The sequence below is a fragment of the Clostridium sp. TJA038 genome (genome assembly GCF_058310255.1).
The window spans coordinates 313,652-330,991 of record NZ_JBZEFA010000001.1 but is presented as its reverse complement, the minus strand read 5'-3'; the positions used below and the strand labels follow the sequence as shown (position 1 = coordinate 330,991).

Annotated in this window: 15 protein-coding genes and 1 other annotated feature; of the genes, 5 read left to right on the top strand and 10 right to left on the bottom strand. The window is 28.2% G+C overall.

The genetic code is table 11. The annotated features are described in order from the left end of the window. Positions 1-31 precede the first annotated feature (31 nt). Positions 32-2,674 carry a valine--tRNA ligase gene (locus tag AC4FQV_RS01525; RefSeq protein WP_491164003.1) on the bottom strand — a complete coding sequence of 881 codons (2,643 nt, stop codon included), beginning with the start codon at positions 2,672-2,674 and terminating at the stop codon, positions 32-34. Positions 2,675-2,799: 125 nt separating this feature from the next. Beyond that, positions 2,800-3,016 (bottom strand) — a binding site (T-box leader). A gap of 195 nt (positions 3,017-3,211) precedes the next feature. Here AC4FQV_RS01525 and AC4FQV_RS01520 point away from each other — a divergent pair. After that, complete coding sequence (locus AC4FQV_RS01520; protein WP_491139225.1) at positions 3,212-3,562, top strand: tetratricopeptide repeat protein; 351 nt, start codon at positions 3,212-3,214, stop codon at positions 3,560-3,562. A 69-nt stretch (positions 3,563-3,631) separates the two neighbouring features. Here the strand turns inward: AC4FQV_RS01520 and AC4FQV_RS01515 are convergent, their stop codons facing one another. From AC4FQV_RS01515 to AC4FQV_RS01505, 3 genes are read right to left on the bottom strand one after another with little or no spacing between them, the layout of a single operon-like run. Continuing rightward, positions 3,632-4,798 carry a transglutaminase-like domain-containing protein gene (locus tag AC4FQV_RS01515; protein ID WP_491164000.1) on the bottom strand — a complete coding sequence of 389 codons (1,167 nt, stop codon included), beginning with the start codon at positions 4,796-4,798 and terminating at the stop codon, positions 3,632-3,634. A 5-nt stretch (positions 4,799-4,803) separates the two neighbouring features. Further along, positions 4,804-5,442, bottom strand: a complete 639-nt coding sequence (gene recX, locus AC4FQV_RS01510) for a recombination regulator RecX (RefSeq protein ID WP_491139227.1) — start codon at positions 5,440-5,442, stop codon at positions 4,804-4,806. A 5-nt stretch (positions 5,443-5,447) separates the two neighbouring features. Continuing rightward, the gene (locus AC4FQV_RS01505) at positions 5,448-6,692 is read right to left on the bottom strand and encodes a M16 family metallopeptidase (RefSeq protein WP_491139228.1); all 1,245 of its coding nucleotides are present in this window, start codon (positions 6,690-6,692) and stop codon (positions 5,448-5,450) included. A 94-nt stretch (positions 6,693-6,786) separates the two neighbouring features. On the opposite strand from AC4FQV_RS01505, the gene AC4FQV_RS01500 reads away from it, so the two are divergent. After that, a complete protein-coding gene (locus AC4FQV_RS01500; protein WP_491139229.1) occupies positions 6,787-7,458 on the top strand; it encodes a response regulator transcription factor in 672 nt (223 codons plus the stop codon). After that, a complete protein-coding gene (locus AC4FQV_RS01495) occupies positions 7,458-8,981 on the top strand; it encodes a HAMP domain-containing sensor histidine kinase (RefSeq protein WP_491139230.1) in 1,524 nt (507 codons plus the stop codon). The genes AC4FQV_RS01500 and AC4FQV_RS01495 overlap by 1 nt, the downstream gene beginning before the upstream one ends. 57 nt (positions 8,982-9,038) lie before the next feature. Here the strand turns inward: AC4FQV_RS01495 and ymfI are convergent, their stop codons facing one another. The 3 genes from ymfI to glyA all read right to left on the bottom strand — a co-directional run bounded on the left by ymfI (position 9,039) and on the right by glyA (position 12,234). Further along, on the bottom strand, positions 9,039-9,785 hold the full coding sequence (gene ymfI / locus AC4FQV_RS01490) for an elongation factor P 5-aminopentanone reductase (RefSeq protein ID WP_491163997.1): 747 nt from the start codon (positions 9,783-9,785) through the stop codon (positions 9,039-9,041). A gap of 56 nt (positions 9,786-9,841) precedes the next feature. Further along, a complete protein-coding gene (locus tag AC4FQV_RS01485) occupies positions 9,842-10,804 on the bottom strand; it encodes a dipeptidase (protein ID WP_491163993.1) in 963 nt (320 codons plus the stop codon). Between the two features lie 194 nt (positions 10,805-10,998). Then, positions 10,999-12,234: a serine hydroxymethyltransferase gene (gene glyA, locus AC4FQV_RS01480; protein WP_491163990.1), complete on the bottom strand. Its 1,236-nt coding sequence runs from the start codon at positions 12,232-12,234 to the stop codon at positions 10,999-11,001. A 178-nt stretch (positions 12,235-12,412) separates the two neighbouring features. Here glyA and AC4FQV_RS01475 point away from each other — a divergent pair, with 178 nt between their 5' ends. Both AC4FQV_RS01475 and AC4FQV_RS01470 read left to right on the top strand, forming a co-directional pair. Beyond that, positions 12,413-13,183 carry a threonine/serine exporter family protein gene (locus AC4FQV_RS01475; RefSeq protein WP_491139234.1) on the top strand — a complete coding sequence of 257 codons (771 nt, stop codon included), beginning with the start codon at positions 12,413-12,415 and terminating at the stop codon, positions 13,181-13,183. Next, positions 13,184-13,705, top strand: coding sequence for a threonine/serine exporter family protein (locus AC4FQV_RS01470; RefSeq protein WP_491163986.1), 522 nt, complete (start codon positions 13,184-13,186; stop codon positions 13,703-13,705). Between the two features lie 17 nt (positions 13,706-13,722). Here AC4FQV_RS01470 and AC4FQV_RS01465 read toward each other — a convergent pair whose 3' ends face one another. From AC4FQV_RS01465 to hisS, 3 genes are all read right to left on the bottom strand, one after another. Continuing rightward, positions 13,723-13,995, bottom strand: coding sequence for a metal-sensitive transcriptional regulator (locus AC4FQV_RS01465; RefSeq protein WP_491139236.1), 273 nt, complete (start codon positions 13,993-13,995; stop codon positions 13,723-13,725). 267 nt (positions 13,996-14,262) lie between these two features. After that, positions 14,263-16,056: an aspartate--tRNA ligase gene (aspS, locus tag AC4FQV_RS01460; RefSeq protein ID WP_491163983.1), complete on the bottom strand. Its 1,794-nt coding sequence runs from the start codon at positions 16,054-16,056 to the stop codon at positions 14,263-14,265. Between the two features lie 17 nt (positions 16,057-16,073). Beyond that, positions 16,074-17,324, bottom strand: a complete 1,251-nt coding sequence (gene hisS, locus AC4FQV_RS01455; RefSeq protein ID WP_491163979.1) for a histidine--tRNA ligase — start codon at positions 17,322-17,324, stop codon at positions 16,074-16,076. Positions 17,325-17,340 lie beyond the last annotated feature (16 nt).

Genomic DNA, 17,340 nt, shown 5'->3' with positions numbered 1-17,340 from the left:
CACTTTAGATACACTAAACTTTATTGTTATATTATTGTAGAGCCTCTATTCTTTCTAAAACAGCCTCTAACATTTCTTTATATTTAACACCCTTTGCTCTTTCTTCATTAACTACTGCCTCTGGCGCTTTACTTACAAATCTCTCATTAGAAAGCTTTTTCTCAACTCTTAGAATTTCTCCTTCAAGTTTAGTCTTTTCTTTGTTTAATCTTTCTAATTCTTTCTCTCTATCAACTAAATCAAGTAATGGTAAGAATAGTTCTCCACCCTTAACAACTACTGATACTAAGTTGTCATCTAAGTTATCCTTATTATCTAAGAAAGTAACCTCTGATGCTGATGCAAGCTTTTCTAAGTAAGCTCCACCATTTATAAAGGCATCTTTAGCTTCTTCTGATGCATAAGCCATAACTTTAGCTTTTCTTGAAGGTGGTACATTCATTTCAGCTCTTAAATTTCTTAAAGATTTTATAGCTTCCATTATAAATGTCATATCCTTCTCAGCTTTTTCATTATTTAAAGCTTCATCATATGTTGGCCAAGCAGCTATTGTAATTGACTCTGTTTCTGTACTTAAGTGAGTATATATTTCCTCAGTTATAAATGGCATTACTGGGTGTAATAATTTTAATCCTGTATTTAAAACAGTATAAAGAACATTAAATACTACTCCCTTAGCCTTTTCATCATCACCATATAATACTGGTTTTACTAATTCTATATAATAATCACAAAACTCTGTCCATAAGAAATCATGTACTTTTTGAAGAGCTATTCCTAACTCATATTTTTCCATGTTTTCTGTAACTTCCTTAATTAGTGAGTTCATTCTTGATAATATCCATTTATCTGCTAAGCTATACTCTTTGCAGTCTTTGTATTTATCCATAAGCTCTCTATCTAAGTTCATCATAACAAATCTTGAAGCATTCCAAATCTTATTGGCAAAGTTTCTTGCAGCTTCAACTCTTTCAGGAATATATCTTATATCATTTCCTGGAGCATTTCCTGTTACTAACATAAATCTTAATGCATCTGCACCATATTCATCTATAACTTCTAAAGGGTCTACACCATTACCTAAAGATTTACTCATTTTTCTTCCTTGAGCATCTCTTATTATTCCATGTATTAATACTGTATCAAATGGTGTTTCTCCCATATTATGAATTCCTGAGAATATCATTCTAGCAACCCAGAAGAATATTATATCATATCCTGTAACTAATGTTGATGTTGGATAGAAAAACTCTAAATCTTCAGTTCTATCTGGCCATCCTAAAGTTGAGAAAGGCCATAGTGCTGAACTAAACCAAGTATCTAAAACATCTTTATCTTGTTCTATATTCTCTGAACCACAATTACAACATTTAGTTGGGTCTTCTAATTCAACCATTATTTCTCCACAATCTTTACAGTAGAATACTGGTATTCTATGTCCCCACCATAATTGTCTTGAAATACACCAATCTTGGATATTTTCCATCCAGTTGAAGTAAGTTTTTTCAAATCTTTCTGGAACAAACTTAGTTCCTTTATTTCTAACAACTGCTATAGCAGGGTCTGCTAATGATTGCATTTTTACATACCATTGTTTTGATATAATTGGCTCAACAACAGTTCCACATCTATCATGAGTACCAACATTATGAGTATGAGGTTTTACCTTAACTAATAATCCTAATTCCTCTAAATCTGAAACCATTTGTTTTCTAGCTTCATATCTATCTAAGCCTTTGTATTTTCCACCTAAATGATTTATTATACCACTATCATCCATAACCCTTATTTGTGGTAAGTTATGTCTTTTACCAACTTCAAAGTCATTAGGGTCGTGTGCAGGTGTTATTTTAACTGCTCCTGTTCCAAACTCTACATCTACATAATCATCTGCAATTATAGGTATTTCTCTATCAGTTAAAGGTAATTTTAACATTTTACCTACTAAATGTGCATATCTTTCATCCTTTGGATTAACAGCTACAGCACTATCTCCAAGTAAAGTTTCTGGTCTAGTTGTAGCTATTTCTAAAAACTCTTCAGAACCAACTACTGGATATTTAATATGCCAGAAATTGCCCTCTTTTTCTTCATACTCTATTTCAGCATCTGATAAAGCTGTTTGACACTTAGGACACCAGTTAGTTATTCTATTTCCTTGGTATATTAAACCTTCTTTATATAACTTAACAAATACATGTCTTACTGCCTTACTTAATCTATCATCCATTGTGAATGCTTCTCTTGTAAAGTCAGCTGAACATCCCATTTTTTTAAGTTGCTCTCTTATTCTTTCTCTATACTCATCTGTCCATTCCCAAACTTTTTCTAAGAAAGCTTCTCTTCCCATTTCTTTCTTATAAAGACCTTCTTTTAAAAGTTCATTCTCAACTTTAACTTCTGTTGCTATACTAGCATGGTCTTCTCCTGGTAACCATAAAGTACAATATCCTTGCATTCTCTTAAATCTTATAAGCATATCTTGAAGTGTATTATCAAGTGCATGGCCTAAGTGTAATTTACCAGTTATATTTGGTGGTGGCATTATTATAGTATAAGGTTTTTTACTCTTATCTACTATAGGAGTAAAATACTTTTTCTCTTGCCAAGTGCTATAAAGTCTTTCTTCAAACTCTTTAGGATTATACGTTGTAGAAATATTTTTATTATCCATTAGACTAACCTCCTTAAAATTTAAACACATTTTATGTATTTATATAAAACATTTCAAAAACTATCTTGAAACATCTTTTAACAAATTAATAATATTTTTAGGCAATAAAAAAAAGTCCCCATCCTTAAAAGGACGAAAACTCGCGGTACCACCTTTTTTCCCTCATTAAAAGGGCTCTCTAAAATTAACGACTGAATTTATGCCGTCTTTGATTACTTTAATCTTTTCATCAAAGAAACTCAAAAGCTACCTTCAAGATATCAAACTTAGAAATCTTACAGCCTTGGGATTTCCTCTCTTAAAGCTCTTCCTATCTTTACTCCTCTTTATCTCTGTTTATAAGCTTATTTAAATTATAGATATATCTTATACCATTATTTTAACTTATGTCAAGTAAAGAAGCTTAAATATAAGCTAAACTTTAAAAGATTTAATATTTAAATAAACATAGTTATTTAATTTATAATTATTATTTATTATGAATATTATGGCTAAATAGGTTAATAATTAAATATATATACTTAATTGGAGGTAAAAATGAACAACTTTTCAAAGGGAAATGAATTATATAACACTAAAAACTATTCAGATGCCATAAATTATTACAAAAAAGCTCTAGATAATGATGAATGCAAGTGTCATAGTTATTATAATTCTGGAGTTTGCTATATAAAGTTAAAACAATATGAAAAAGCTATAGATATGCTAAATAAAGCTTTAGAACTTAATAAGGACTCTAAATATTTCTTTAACTTAGCTTACTGCTATTCAATGATTAATAATAACTCAAAAGCCTTAAGATATTTTAATTTGGCTTGGGCCTTAGATAATAAAGATTCTGATTGTGAAAGAGCTATAAATTTAATTTTAAACAAAATATCTAAATAAAAATTTTTTACATAAAATAAAACTCACAAATACTTTTTTAATTAATAATTTGTGAGTTTTATTTTTATATTACCACTCTCCTACGATTTTCCCATCTCTATGAGTGCTTTCATTTCTTCTGCTATCAAAATAATTTCCTACATCTCCAAAGGTAGGGTCTACTGTTATCCATTTATTTTCATTCTCTAAATAAACTTCATTCCAGGCATGTGGTCCCCACTCTTTTCCATTAAAAGCTTCTCCTGTTAATAATCTAACCTTAAGCCCTACATCTCTAGCCATTGCAACATAAAGACATGCATAATCAAAGCAGATTCCCTTTTTGCTTTCAAAGGCCTCAATTGCTCCTGATTTATATTTAGATGTATCTTTTCCTATATTTGCTGCCTTTTCATCATCATAGGTAATACTTTCACTTACATATCTATATATTCTTTTAGCTTTTTCTCTATCTGTTTTTGCTCCCTTAGTAATCTCTAAAGCCTTTTCTTTAATAGCTTCATTAGACTTTATTCCTTCATCTAAAGTTACTCCATTATAAATATAAACAATATTTTTGTTTTGTTCTTTAACATACTCTTCTTTTTCTTCTTTTTCTCTAGCCTGTTCCTTTTCATCTACCTTGTTCTCATAATCCTTATAAAAAGTTTCATAATCTTTATTTAAAGCTTTGTAATACTTATTGTTACTTATTATTTTATAAGCCTTTGAAGATAAGGTATAATTTTCTACTTTATTTCCTAAATATCCTCTACTTCCTAATATAACTAATACTAAAGCAACTACTAACATGTAAAAAATAGCCTTTGGTATGCTTAATATAAGTGAAGCAAACTTACCAAATCTTTCACCCTTTTTAGCTTCCATTATTTTTATTATTTTAAGAATTGGATTTATAATAATGAAACTAAATATCTTAAATATAATTTTTACAACAAAATAAAGAAAAATAGTAAGTATTAAAACTATTAATATTATTATAACCTGTGGTGAAAGATTGAATTTTGAAACTAAACTATTAAATTCAACTAATAAAATAGAAACAGCTCTCTCAATTAAATCTATTCTCTTTACCGCAATAAAACTTAAATATAGCGCAAGAAAGAAAGATATATATCTTCCTAACTCCTCTATGCTATTTTTCATTCTAATTATATTAAACTTTCTTTTGTATGCAACTACTAAAGGTAGTATAAAAGAAAAAACTATAATTATATCTACTAAGTTAAATTTCATTTCACCTACTCCATATATTCATTATTTACAAGCTTTCTAACTATACTATTACAACAATCATAATCGTATCCCTTAGATAAAAGAAATCTAAATAATTTTTGAGATAATTTATATTTATCACTTTCTTTTTTCTTTAGTATATTATATTTTTTTTCTGCTAAATTAAAGGCAGTATCTCTCTCGCACTCAGAATCTATTTTAGATAATTTATCTAAAATTATCTCATCATTAATTCCTTTTCTTATAAGCGCATATTTTATCTTATTTTTCCCTTGACTTCTAAGTCTATCTTTTATATACATTTCTGCATATTTCTCATCATTTAAAAGATTATATTCTTTTAAAAAATCTATTACTCTTTTAATAGTATTTTCTTCAAATCCTTTTTCAAAAAGTTTTTCACTTATTTCCTTTTCAGTTTTATAAGTTTTTTCAACAGTTCTTAAGGCTGAATTTTTACACTTTATAAATTCATCTTCCTCTACAATTTCTTCTACCTTTTTAATATCTATTAAAGAATCCTTTTTTAATCCTTGTTTATATATAAGCTCTGCATCACAAGCAAAAGCAAAATTATCATCTACATAAACATTTACTCTATTTAAATTTTTCTTTTGAACTTCTATACTAGTTATTTTTCCCATTTCATCTACTCCATTGGTTTTAATATATGTATAGTAGGCTTATTTAAATACTTATTGCAAACTCTATATATATCTTCTCCAGTTAAGACTTCTAATTTTTCCATGCTATTTATAAACTCTGTTATATCTTTTCCTGCTAAGCTTTGAACTAGTACATAACTACAAAGGCTACTACAATCTTCTAAGGTAGATACAACCCCTGTTTTGTGAGTTTTTTTCATCATAGAAAGCATTTCTTCATCAAAGTTTATATTCTTATTTTTTATATCTAATATAGCTTTATTTATTATGTCAATTACTTCACCTATTGATTCTTCTCTAACTGATGTGAAAATATTCATAGTATTTACATTTTCATCTAAATCCATTTGACTATACACATCATAAGCTAACCCTCTTTCTTCTCTAAGCTCTCTAAATAATATAGAGTTAGAACTTTCAGCTAACTTATAACTTAAAATTTTTAAAGGAAGTTTATCTTCTTCATCTACCTCTTTAAAAGCATAAAGATAAGTTACAGTTCCTTGTTCTATTTGAGATTTATAAGTTGTTTTTATTAACTCCTTATTTTCCTCTCTTATTATTTTAGCCTTTTTATGTGCTTTTCCTTCCCACTTTCCAAATAAATCTGTTATTATTTTTTGCATTTGTTCATGACTAAAGGCACTTACAGTTACAATTACACAATTATCAGGAGTATAATATTTTTTATAAAAATCATAAACCTGTTTTCTTTTAAAGCCCTTAACATGTTCTTCCGTACCTGCAATAGAATTTTTAAGAGATGACTTAGTAAAAGCATATTCATGTGTTCTACTTAAACTTAAATCTTCAATGTCATCTTTATCACTTTTTATTTCTGATAAAACAACACCTTTTTCTTTTTTCATTTCCTTTTCATCAAAGGAGGAATTTAAAATCATATCACTTAATAACTCAATTCCCTTTTCAAATTCTTCATCTAAACATGTAATACTATAAACTGTTGATATATAATCTGTATAGGCATTATAATCTCCACCTAAAAATTCTAATTCTTTATTTAATTTTTCGTTACTTCTTTTTTTAGTTCCCTTAAAAAGCATATGTTCTACAAAATGACTCATTCCTAGTTCTTTTTCTTCTTCGTATAAAGAACCTATATTAATTCCAACGTTTATAGAAGCCAATCTTGTATCTTTTTTTATCGTTATAACTTTTAACCCATTAGGTAAAATTATGGTATTTTCATCAAATGTCCATCTTTTCATTAAAAACTCCCCTAAAATTATTTATATAAACCTTAATTTTCATTGTATAATATTAAGTAAGTTAAAACAATATTTTTTAAAGGTTGGTGGTTATATGAATAAAACAGTACTTATTGTAGAAGACGAAATAAGAATAAGATTTCTCGTAAGAGATTATTTTAAAAAAGAAGGCTTTAATGTATTAGAGGCCTCAGATGGTGAAGAGGCACTTAGGATATTTTCTGAAAATATAGTTGATTTAGTCATATTAGATATAATGATGCCAAAATTAGATGGTCTTGCTGTTTGTAGAAATATAAGGGAAGTATCTAATACACCAATAATACTTTTAACCGCTAAGAGCCAAGAGGAGGATAAACTTTTAGGATATGAACTTGGAGCTGATGACTATATGACAAAACCTTTCAGTCCTAAAGTTTTATTAGCTAAGGCAAAGGCTCTTTTAAAAAGAACTGGAAACTTAAATGATAAGAATATATTAGATTTTAATGGATTAACAATAAATAAACTTTCCCATGAAGTTAAATTAAATGGTGAAGAACTTCTTCTTTCTCCTAAAGAATATGACCTTCTTATATATTTATCTTCTAATGAAGGTATAGCCTTATCAAGAGATAAAATATTAGATAATGTTTGGGGATATGACTACTTTGGAGACATAAGAACAGTAGATACAAATATTAAAAGACTTAGAGAAAAATTACTAGATAAGGCTAATTATATAGCTACAGTACGAGGTAGCGGATATAAATTCGAGGTGAAATAGTGAAAAAAAGTATTTCTAAAAGACTATTTATAATAACCTTCGGTATAATAATATTTTTAACCTTGTTTACTATGATATTTCAGATTACTTTTTTCCAAGAATTTTATTATAAAAGAAAAAGTAGTGATTTAAGTAGTGCTGTTTTAAAATTTAGAGCTCTATATTCTTATGACATAAAAAATACAGATTCTCTATATAGAGCTTTAAGTCTTTTTGAACTAGAAAACAATGCTAAAATAGGAATTTACTCTATAGATAGCACCCCAAAATATGTCCCTGACCCAAATAATAAAAATTCGGAAGCAGTAGATTTATTAAACGATATTTTTAACGAACTTTATAGTGATCCAGATTTTGCAAAGACCTTATTAAATTCAAATTCTGGGGTAACAACAGAATTTAATAGTAGAAAATATTCTACTAAATATATTGTTTATATGGTTCCTTTTTCTCTTAATTCTAAAAATGACTCAATAATTATAGCCATAACCTCTTTTCAAGCTATTGAAGAAGCTAGTGCTTTAATAAAAGATTTTTACAAATACATAATTCTTATAGTAATAGTTATTGGTCTTATTTTGTCTTATGTATTTTCAAATTTAATTTCAAAGCCTCTAGTAAAATTAAATAACTCAGCTAAGAAAATGAGTGCTATGGACTTTTCTGAAAAATGTGATATAGATAGAGAAGATGAAATAGGTAACCTAGCTAAAACTTTAAACTTCCTCTCAAAAAATCTTTCTAATGCTTTAGATGATTTAAAAATTAAAAATAAAAAATTAGAAGAAGATATAGAAAAAGAGAGAGAATTAGAAAAGCTTAGAAAAGATTTTATAGCTGGTGCTTCTCATGAACTTAAAACTCCAATTGGTATAATATCTGGTTATGCAGAGGGCATAAAAGATGGAATAGTAGACCATAAAGATCAAGAAATTTATCTAGATATAATAATAGATGAAGCAGAAAAAATGAATAAATTAGTTATGGATATGCTAGAACTTTCAAAGTTAGAATCTGGGAAAATAGACCTTCATATAATTGATTTTTCCTTAAATGACCTTACTGAAGAAGTCCTAGTAAAAAACTCTGTAGATATAAACAAAAATAATTTAACCATAGTAAAAAATTACTCTCCTAGTGAAGACCTTTATGTAAAAGGAGATGATTTTAAAATTGAACAAGTAATAACTAACTTTGTAACTAATGCTATTAAATATTCTGAACCTAATAGTAAAATTATAATAGATATAAAACCTCTTGATGATGATAAGGTATATTTCTCTATTGAAAACACAGGAGCTCATATTCCTGATTCAGATATAAATAAAATTTGGAACCAATTTTATAGAGGAGATAGTTCAAGAAATAGAGGTACTAGAAGTACTGGTCTTGGCTTATCTATAGTTAAAAATCTACTTCAAGCTCATGAAAGTGAATTTGGAGTTATGAACACAGAAAATGGTGTTAAATTTTTCTTCACCTTAGAAAAATCTAAGGAAATTGATAATTTAGAAGAAATATAACCTTTTTAAATTATAAAAAAAGAAGAGTTTTTCTCTTCTTTTTTTATAATTATATTTTTAAAGCATTCCACCATCTACAGTTAAAATTTGTCCTGTTAAATAAGATGAATCTTCAGAAGCTAAAAATTTTGCAATCTTTCCAATTTCAAAGACCTCTCCAAATCTACCCATAGGTATTTCTTGCTCTAATTCTTCCTTTTCTTCTTTAGTAAGCCATGAATTCATCTCTGTGTTTATAACCCCTGGTGCTATGCAATTAACTCTTATTCCCCAAGGAGCAACTTCCTTTGATAAGGCCTTAGTAAACAAATTAATTCCTCCCTTAGTAATTGAATATAAAACTTCACAGGAAGCTCCAACATTTCCCCATATAGAAGATATGTTTATAATTGAAGAATTACCTCCTGCTCTTAATAAATCCATAGCATCTCTTGTAAGCTTCATAGCGCCTATTAAATTTATATTCATAATACTATCAATATCTTCATCAGTAGAATCCATAAATAATCCAATCTTTGATATACCTGCATTATTTACTAATATATCTAGTTTTCCAAATTTATCTTTAATAAAATTTATTATATTCTCTCTATGAAGTCTATTTCCTATATCTCCTCCTAAAACCTCTCCTGTTCCTCCTAAAGATTTAATAATCTCTAAGGTTTCCTTTGCTCCTTTTAAATCACTATTATAACCTATTAAAACAAAGGCTCCAGCTTTTCCAAATTCTATGGCTATGCCTTTTCCTATCCCCTTTGAAGCTCCTGTTATATAGGCTATTTTTCCAAGTAAACTCTTCTCCATTAATATTTCATCCTTTTCTTTATAAGTTTAATTTTTTATAAATTAGTATCAATATTTTAAATTAAAACATCTCCTATTATCCTCTTTGCATTTTTATAGTATATTTTCTCTATTTCATCCTCTTTAAATCCTTCACTATAGAAAGCCTCTAATAATAAATTCATTTTACTAGAATCTGTTATTTCAACTTCATTTTCTATGCCATCAAAATCAGAACCTAAAGAGATAACATCTACTCCTCCAATATTTTTTATATGTTTTATATGTCTAATCATATTTTTTATAGTAGCTATCTCAAATTCTTCTTCCCATTCCTCTTTTAAAAATGCATTGCAAAAATTAATTCCTAAAACTCCTCCCTTATTAGCTAGAGCTTTAATCATATCATCAGTTAAATTTCTACTATGCCTTGTCTTTTCTCTACTATTTGAATGAGAAGCTATAATAGGTTTTTTAGAATAATTTATTACATCATAAAAACCTTTATCTGAAAGATGAGAAACATCTATTAACATTCCTAAATTATTCATTTCATAAACAACCTCTATACCTTTTTTAGTAAGACCCTTATCTTTATATTGAAATTCATAATTAGGGTATCCTAAGTCATTTATATGATTCCAAGTTAATGTTATTAAAGACACACCTTCTTTCTTAAATTTTTTTAATTTTTCAATATCTCCCTTAATTGCATCTCCCTCTTCAATAGTTATAAAAGCTCCTATCTTCTTTTCCTTTTCAGCAATATTTAAATCATTTATATTTCTACATAGCATAATATCCTTTGAATTTTTATCTATTTCTTCTTTTAAATTCTTCAACATTTCCTTGCAATAAGAATAGGTGTTAACATTCCAATCTTTATTTATGAACAAAGCAAAAAATTGTGCTAAGGCACCTCCCTTTTTTAATTTTTTTATATCAACTTTTAAATTATTTTCAAAAAGTTTTTTATTGTCTTTAAGCATTCTAGATGCAGTATCACAATGAAAATCTATAAATTTCATAAGCTTTCTCAAAGGAAAAACTCCCCTTGAACTCTCACCTCTTTCAATTATTAATATTATTATTTTAACAATATAAGCTCTATTAAAAAATACCTTATTTTAAATTCTTCCCTTTAATATTATTTTAAAAAAATTAAAGTCATGCTACAAAATTTAATTGTAACATGACCTTAAATATTAATATTTAAAGATTTTAAAATTATTCTTTACTTATAAAGAGGATATTTATTACATAAATTCTTTACTCTCTCTTTTAATGGTTCTAAATCTAAATCCTTGCATTTAATAGCATCATTTATTATTGAAGCTATTTCTTTCATTTCTTCTTCTTTAAAGCCTCTAGTTGTTACGGCAGGAGTTCCTATTCTAACTCCACTAGTTACAAAAGGACTTCTTGTTTCATTTGGAACAGTATTTTTATTTAAAGTTATTCCTATACTGTCTAAAAGTATTTCAGCATCTTTTCCTGTTATATCCTTGTTACTTAAATCAACTAATATTAAATGATTGTCAGTTCCCTTTGAAACTAACTTAAATCCATAGGATTCTAAGGTTTCTGCTAAAACTTTTGCATTCTTAACAACTTGTTTCATATATTCTTTAAAACTTGGTTCTAAAGCCTCCTTAAAACAAACAGCTTTAGCAGCTATTATATGCATTAAAGGACCTCCTTGTATTCCTGGGAATATATTCTTATCTAATACCTTTGCATATTTTTCCTTACAAAGTATTAATCCTCCTCTTGGTCCTCTTAAAGTTTTGTGAGTTGTTGATGTAACAAAGTCAGCATAAGGAACAGGTGATGGATGTAATCCTGCAGCTACAAGACCTGCAATATGTGCTATATCAACCATTAAATATGCTCCTACCTCATCTGCAATCTTTCTTAAAGTTTTAAAATCTATAATTCTTGAGTATGCACTAGCCCCTGCAACTATTAACTTTGGTTTATTTTTAAGAGCTAACTCTCTTACAGTTTCATAATTTATTGTTTCTGTTTCTTTATCAACACCATAGGAAATAAAGTTAAATAATCTTCCAGAAAAATTAACTGGTGAGCCATGAGTTAAGTGTCCTCCATGACTTAAATCCATGCCTAAAACAGTGTCACCTGGCTCTAAAATTGAAAAATAAACAGCCATATTAGCTTGTGAACCTGAATGTGGTTGCACATTAGCATGTTCAGCCCCAAATAATTTTTTTACTCTTTCTCTAGCTAAATCTTCAACCTCATCTACTACATGACATCCTCCATAATATCTTTTTGAAGGATATCCCTCTGCATATTTATTTGTTAAATATGAACCTATAGCTTCCATAACAGCTTTACTAACAAAGTTTTCTGAAGCTATAAGTTCTATACTATTTTCTTGTCTTTCTTTTTCTTTTTCAATAAGCTTTTCAATCTGCTCATCTTCTCTTTTTAGGTTATCAAAATTCATTAATATTTCACCCCAAACTTAAAATTTATATTACTTATTATAAATTTATTAATTCTTTTTATCAACTATAATAATTTTTTATATTTTAATTGAATTTAATTATTTTCAGTAACTTATTTTAAGTTTTACTATGTTATAATTACTATATTGGTTATAAATTTACATAGGAGATAATAATATGGATTTTAACAAAGTTTTACATATTGCAACTTTTGCTGGAAGAATAATTCTTGAAAGTGGCGGTGAGACTTATAGAGTTGAAGAAACTATCTGTAGAATTTGTGCTGCTTATGGCGTTAGATACGCTGAAAGTTTTGTTACTCCAACGGGAATTATAGTTTCTATATATGATGAAAATAATTACACTACAACATTAGTAAAAAGAGTAACTAACAGAACAGTAGACCTTCAAAAAATACATTTAGTTAATGAACTTTCAAGAAAATTATATACTGAAAAATATTCCCTTGATGAAGTTTTAGAAAAATTAATAGATATAAATGAAAATTGTCCTAAATACGATTTTAAGACAACCCTAATATTTTCAGCTATTGGAGCTGCTGGTTTTACAACTATATTAGGAGGTACTATAGAGGATTGTTTAGTTTCTTTTTTTGTAGGTATGTTTGTAAAGCTTGCCACCTTTAAAGCTGGTGAACTAGGTATAAATACTTTTTTTATAAATACTCTAGGTGGTGCTATAGCTGCTCTTTTATCTTTAATAGCCTATAACCTTGGTATAGGTAGCAATTTAGATACTATGATAATAGGTAGTATAATGCTTTTAGTTCCTGGTTTATCAATTACAAATGCTATAAGAGATACCATAGCTGGTGATTTAATTTCAGGACTTATAAGAGCTGCTGAAGCTTTTTTAGTTGCTATTTCAATAGCTGTAGGTACTGGTATGGTTATGAGTATTTGGATTTACTTTGGAGGTGGAATTTAAATGGTTTTAATAAAAGAAGTTTTAGCTACCTTTATAGCTACTATAGCCTTTGGAGTTTTATTTAATATACATGGTAAAAATTTATTTTTTGCTGGAATAGGTGGTGCTTTAGGCTGGTTAGTTTATAAGGTAGGATTATATTGTGGATTAAATGTTGTATTATCAATGTTTTTTTCTGCTATTGCCTTTAGTGCATATTCAGAAATATATGCAAGAATTTTAAAAACTCCTGTTACTACTTTAGTAGTATGTGCTTTAATTCCCTTAGTTCCTGGTGGTGGAATGTATAATACAATGTATGAAGCTATAAAAGGAGATGCTATGTCTACTTGGAATCAAGCTATAATGACTATTTCTTCCTCTGGTGCTTTAGCTTTAGGAGTTTTATTTGTATCTACTATAACTAGATTAATTACAAATAGAAAAAAACAATACACACATGCTTCTTTAAATCCTAAAAACATTTTACTTTTTAAAAAGCTAAAAAACAAAAAAGATATAGATTTTGATGAAAAAAAATAGACCACAAAGGTGGTCTATTATTTTATAAAACTATTTAATGTTTTCATAAGTTGCTCTAATCCTGCTAATTCATCTTTATCTTCTTCTCCTATGCCCATACAGTTTCTTGCATAGTTTTCTATAAGAAGCACACCAACTTTATTTATAGCAGCTCTTATAGCTGAAATTTGTGTTAAAACATCTCTACAACAGACATCCTTCTCTACCATTCCTTGAATGCCTTTTACTTGACCCTCTATCTTTCTTAATCTTACAAGTATATCTTTTCTTAAAGCTTCATTATCATTCAAAACTTACACCTCATACCATTTATTGTAGTCTAATATATAATATTTTCTATTTATATTATTATTTCATATTAATAATTTAATATACCTTAAATTATTCTTAAAAGTCAATAAAAAAATAGCAATCTAATAATTAAGATTACTTTTAATAATTTTTTAAATATAAAAAACTATTAATTTAAGTATAAATTTATTAAAATTAGCGTGAGTAAAAAGAACTCACGCTAATTGAAAATTTATTTTAACATCTCAATTTAGATTGCTTAAAAATTATTGTGCATTATCTTCTTTCTTTATTGTTTCAATTCCTAATTCTTTTAATTGTTCTTCATCTACTATATTAGGTGCTTCAGTAAGATAACAGAATGCATTTTGGTTTTTAGGGAATGTTATAACATCTTTTATATTTTCAGTTCCTGCTAAGAACATTATCATTCTATCTAAACCGAAAGCTAATCCACCATGTGGTGGTGGTCCAAACTTAAATGCCTCTAATAAGAATCCAAATCTTTCCCAAGCTGATTCTTGAGTAAAGCCTAAAACTTCAAACATTTTTTCTTGAAGTTTTGTATCATGTATTCTTATAGAACCTCCACCTAATTCTTCTCCATTTAATACTAAATCATAAGCCTTAGCTCTAACTCTTCCTGGGTCAGTATCTAAGTATTGTATATCCTCATCCATTGGCATTGTAAATGGATGGTGAGCTGCAAAGTATCTTCCTTCTTCTTCATCATACTCAAGAAGGTCAAATTCTGTTATCCATGTAAAGTTAAATTCATTTTTATCCTTAACTAAATCAAATTTTCTTGAAAGCTCTAATCTTAATTCTCCTAAAGCTTTTAAAACAACTGAATTCTTATCAGCAACTATAAGGATTAAATCACCTGTTTTAGCTCCCATTGTTTCAATTATTTTATTTAATTCTTCTTCACTAAAGAATTTAGCTATTGGTGATTTAACTCCTTCTTCTTTTAATTGAATCCATGCTAAGCCTTTAGCCTTAAAAGTTTTAACAAACTCTCCTAGTCTATCAATATCTTTTCTTCCCATAGAAGCTCCACCTTCTAGGCATAAACCTCTAACAGAACCTCCATTAGCTACAGCATCTGTAAATACTTTAAATCCACAATCCTTAACAACATCGCTTAAGTTTGTAATTTCCATTCCAAATCTTAAATCTGGTTTGTCTGAACCGTATTTTTCCATAGCTTCTTTAAATGTCATTCTCTTTATAGGTGTTTTCACATCAACTCCTATAACTTCTTTAAATACATGTTTTATTAAACCTTCATTTAAAGCCATAACATCATCTTGTTCAACAAAAGACATTTCTAAATCAACTTGAGTAAACTCTGGTTGTCTATTAGCTCTTAAGTCCTCATCTCTAAAACATTTAACTATTTGGAAATATCTATCAAAACCTGATACCATTAATAATTGTTTAAATAATTGTGGTGATTGAGGTAGTGCATAAAACATTCCTGGATAATTTCTAGATGGAACAAGATAATCTCTAGCTCCTTCTGGTGTTGATTTTGTAAGTATTGGTGTTTCCATTTCTAAGAAACCATTTTGGTCTAAATAATCTCTTATTGCCTTAGTTGTTTTATGTCTTATTTTAAAGATATTTTGCATATCTGGTCTTCTTAAATCTAAGTATCTATACTTTAATCTAATACTCTCAGCAGCATCTAAATCTTCTTTTATATATATTGGAGGAGTATCTGATTCAGATAAAATCTTTAATTCCTCAGCCTTTAACTCCACCATACCAGTTGGCATATTTGGATTTACTGACTCTCTCTTAACTATTTCACCTGTTACAGCAATACAATATTCAGGTCTTATTGATTTTGCTTTCTCTAGGATTTCTTCTCCTAAATCATCATTAAATACAACCTGTAAAATTCCTTCTCTATCTCTTAAGTCTATAAATTGAAGACCTCCAAGATTTCTATTTCTTTGAACCCAACCCATTACGGTTACTTTTTGTCCAATATGGCTTTCTCTAGCGTCGCCACACATAATGTTACGCTTTAATCCATTTAAAGCTTCACCCATTTTAATTCTCCTCCTGTCTAATATTTAACTATATTTACTATTTCATTTATATCTAAGCTGACTTCGAATTGTTCTCCATCGCTCATTCTCTTAATTTTAATTTTATTTTCCTCTATTTCAGAGTCTCCTATAACAAAAGTGTATTTAGCCCCTATTTTATTTGCATATTTCATTTGAGCCTTAACACTTTTTCCTAAATGGTCTATTTCAGCTTTTATTCCAGCTTTTCTAAGATTAAATGCTAATTTCATTGCTTCAAGTTTAGCCTTATCTCCCATTGAACCAATATAAACTTCACATCTAACAGGTTCTGGTATTTCTATTCCCTCTTCATCTAATATTAAAAGAAGTCTTTCTAAACCTAAACCAAATCCCATAGCTGGAGTTTTAGGACCATCTATTTCTTCTACTAAGTAGTCATATCTTCCTCCACCACAAACTGTTAATCCATTTTTTATAACTTCAAAAACAGTTTTGCTATAGTAATCTAATCCTCTTACTATTTGTGGGTCTATGTTATATTCTATTCCCATAACATCTAAGTAAGCTTTTAACTTACTAAAGTGTTCACTACACTCATCACAGATGTAATCTAATATTGAAGGAGCTTCTTTAACAATTTCCTTACATCTTTTTTCTTTGCAATCTATTATTCTCATAGGATTTTTTTCAAATCTTGTTTTACAAGTTTCACAAAGATTATCGTAGTTTTCTTTTAAATACTGCTTTAAAGCCTCATTAAATTTTGCTCTACATTTTGGACATCCTAAACTATTTATGTTTAAGCTTAATCCTTTTATTTCAAAATCCTCTGTTAAAACTCTCATTACTAAAGATAATATTTCTGCATCAATAGAAGCTTCTTGAGAACCAAATACTTCTATTCCATATTGATGAAATTCTCTTAATCTTCCTTTTTGCATTTTCTCATATCTAAAACATGGAGTAAAATAGAACATTTTTGTTGGTTGAGCATCTGCGTATAAACTATTTTCAATAAATGCTCTAACAGCTGGTGCTGTTCCCTCTGGCTTAAGAGTTATGCTTCTTCCACCTTTATCTTCAAAAGTATACATTTCCTTTTGAACAACATCAGTTGTTTCTCCAACACCTCTTTTAAAAAGTTCAGTTGCTTCAAACATAGGAGTTCTAATCTCTCTAATTCCATATTCAGCTGATATTTTTCTTAATTTTTCTTCTATATAATGCCATTTATAAGCGTCATTAGGTAACATATCTTTTGTACCCTTTTGAGCTTGTATCGCCATAAAAACTCCTCCTACA

Bases quoted from the DNA above. Each gene is read 5' to 3' on its own strand.
- AC4FQV_RS01470 (WP_491163986.1), top strand. From the start codon at position 13,184: ATGGTTTTAATAAAAGAAGTTTTAGCTACCTTTATAGCTACTATAGCC.
- glyA (WP_491163990.1), bottom strand. From the start codon at position 12,234: ATGAATTTTGATAACCTAAAAAGAGAAGATGAGCAGATTGAAAAGCTT.
- hisS (WP_491163979.1), bottom strand. From the start codon at position 17,324: ATGGCGATACAAGCTCAAAAGGGTACAAAAGATATGTTACCTAATGAC.
- AC4FQV_RS01475 (WP_491139234.1), top strand. From the start codon at position 12,413: ATGGATTTTAACAAAGTTTTACATATTGCAACTTTTGCTGGAAGAATA.
- recX (WP_491139227.1), bottom strand. From the start codon at position 5,442: ATGGGAAAAATAACTAGTATAGAAGTTCAAAAGAAAAATTTAAATAGA.
- ymfI (WP_491163997.1), bottom strand. From the start codon at position 9,785: ATGGAGAAGAGTTTACTTGGAAAAATAGCCTATATAACAGGAGCTTCA.
- AC4FQV_RS01520 (WP_491139225.1), top strand. From the start codon at position 3,212: ATGAACAACTTTTCAAAGGGAAATGAATTATATAACACTAAAAACTAT.
- AC4FQV_RS01505 (WP_491139228.1), bottom strand. From the start codon at position 6,692: ATGAAAAGATGGACATTTGATGAAAATACCATAATTTTACCTAATGGG.
- AC4FQV_RS01515 (WP_491164000.1), bottom strand. From the start codon at position 4,798: ATGAAATTTAACTTAGTAGATATAATTATAGTTTTTTCTTTTATACTA.
- aspS (WP_491163983.1), bottom strand. From the start codon at position 16,056: ATGGGTGAAGCTTTAAATGGATTAAAGCGTAACATTATGTGTGGCGAC.
- AC4FQV_RS01500 (WP_491139229.1), top strand. From the start codon at position 6,787: ATGAATAAAACAGTACTTATTGTAGAAGACGAAATAAGAATAAGATTT.
- AC4FQV_RS01525 (WP_491164003.1), bottom strand. From the start codon at position 2,674: ATGGATAATAAAAATATTTCTACAACGTATAATCCTAAAGAGTTTGAA.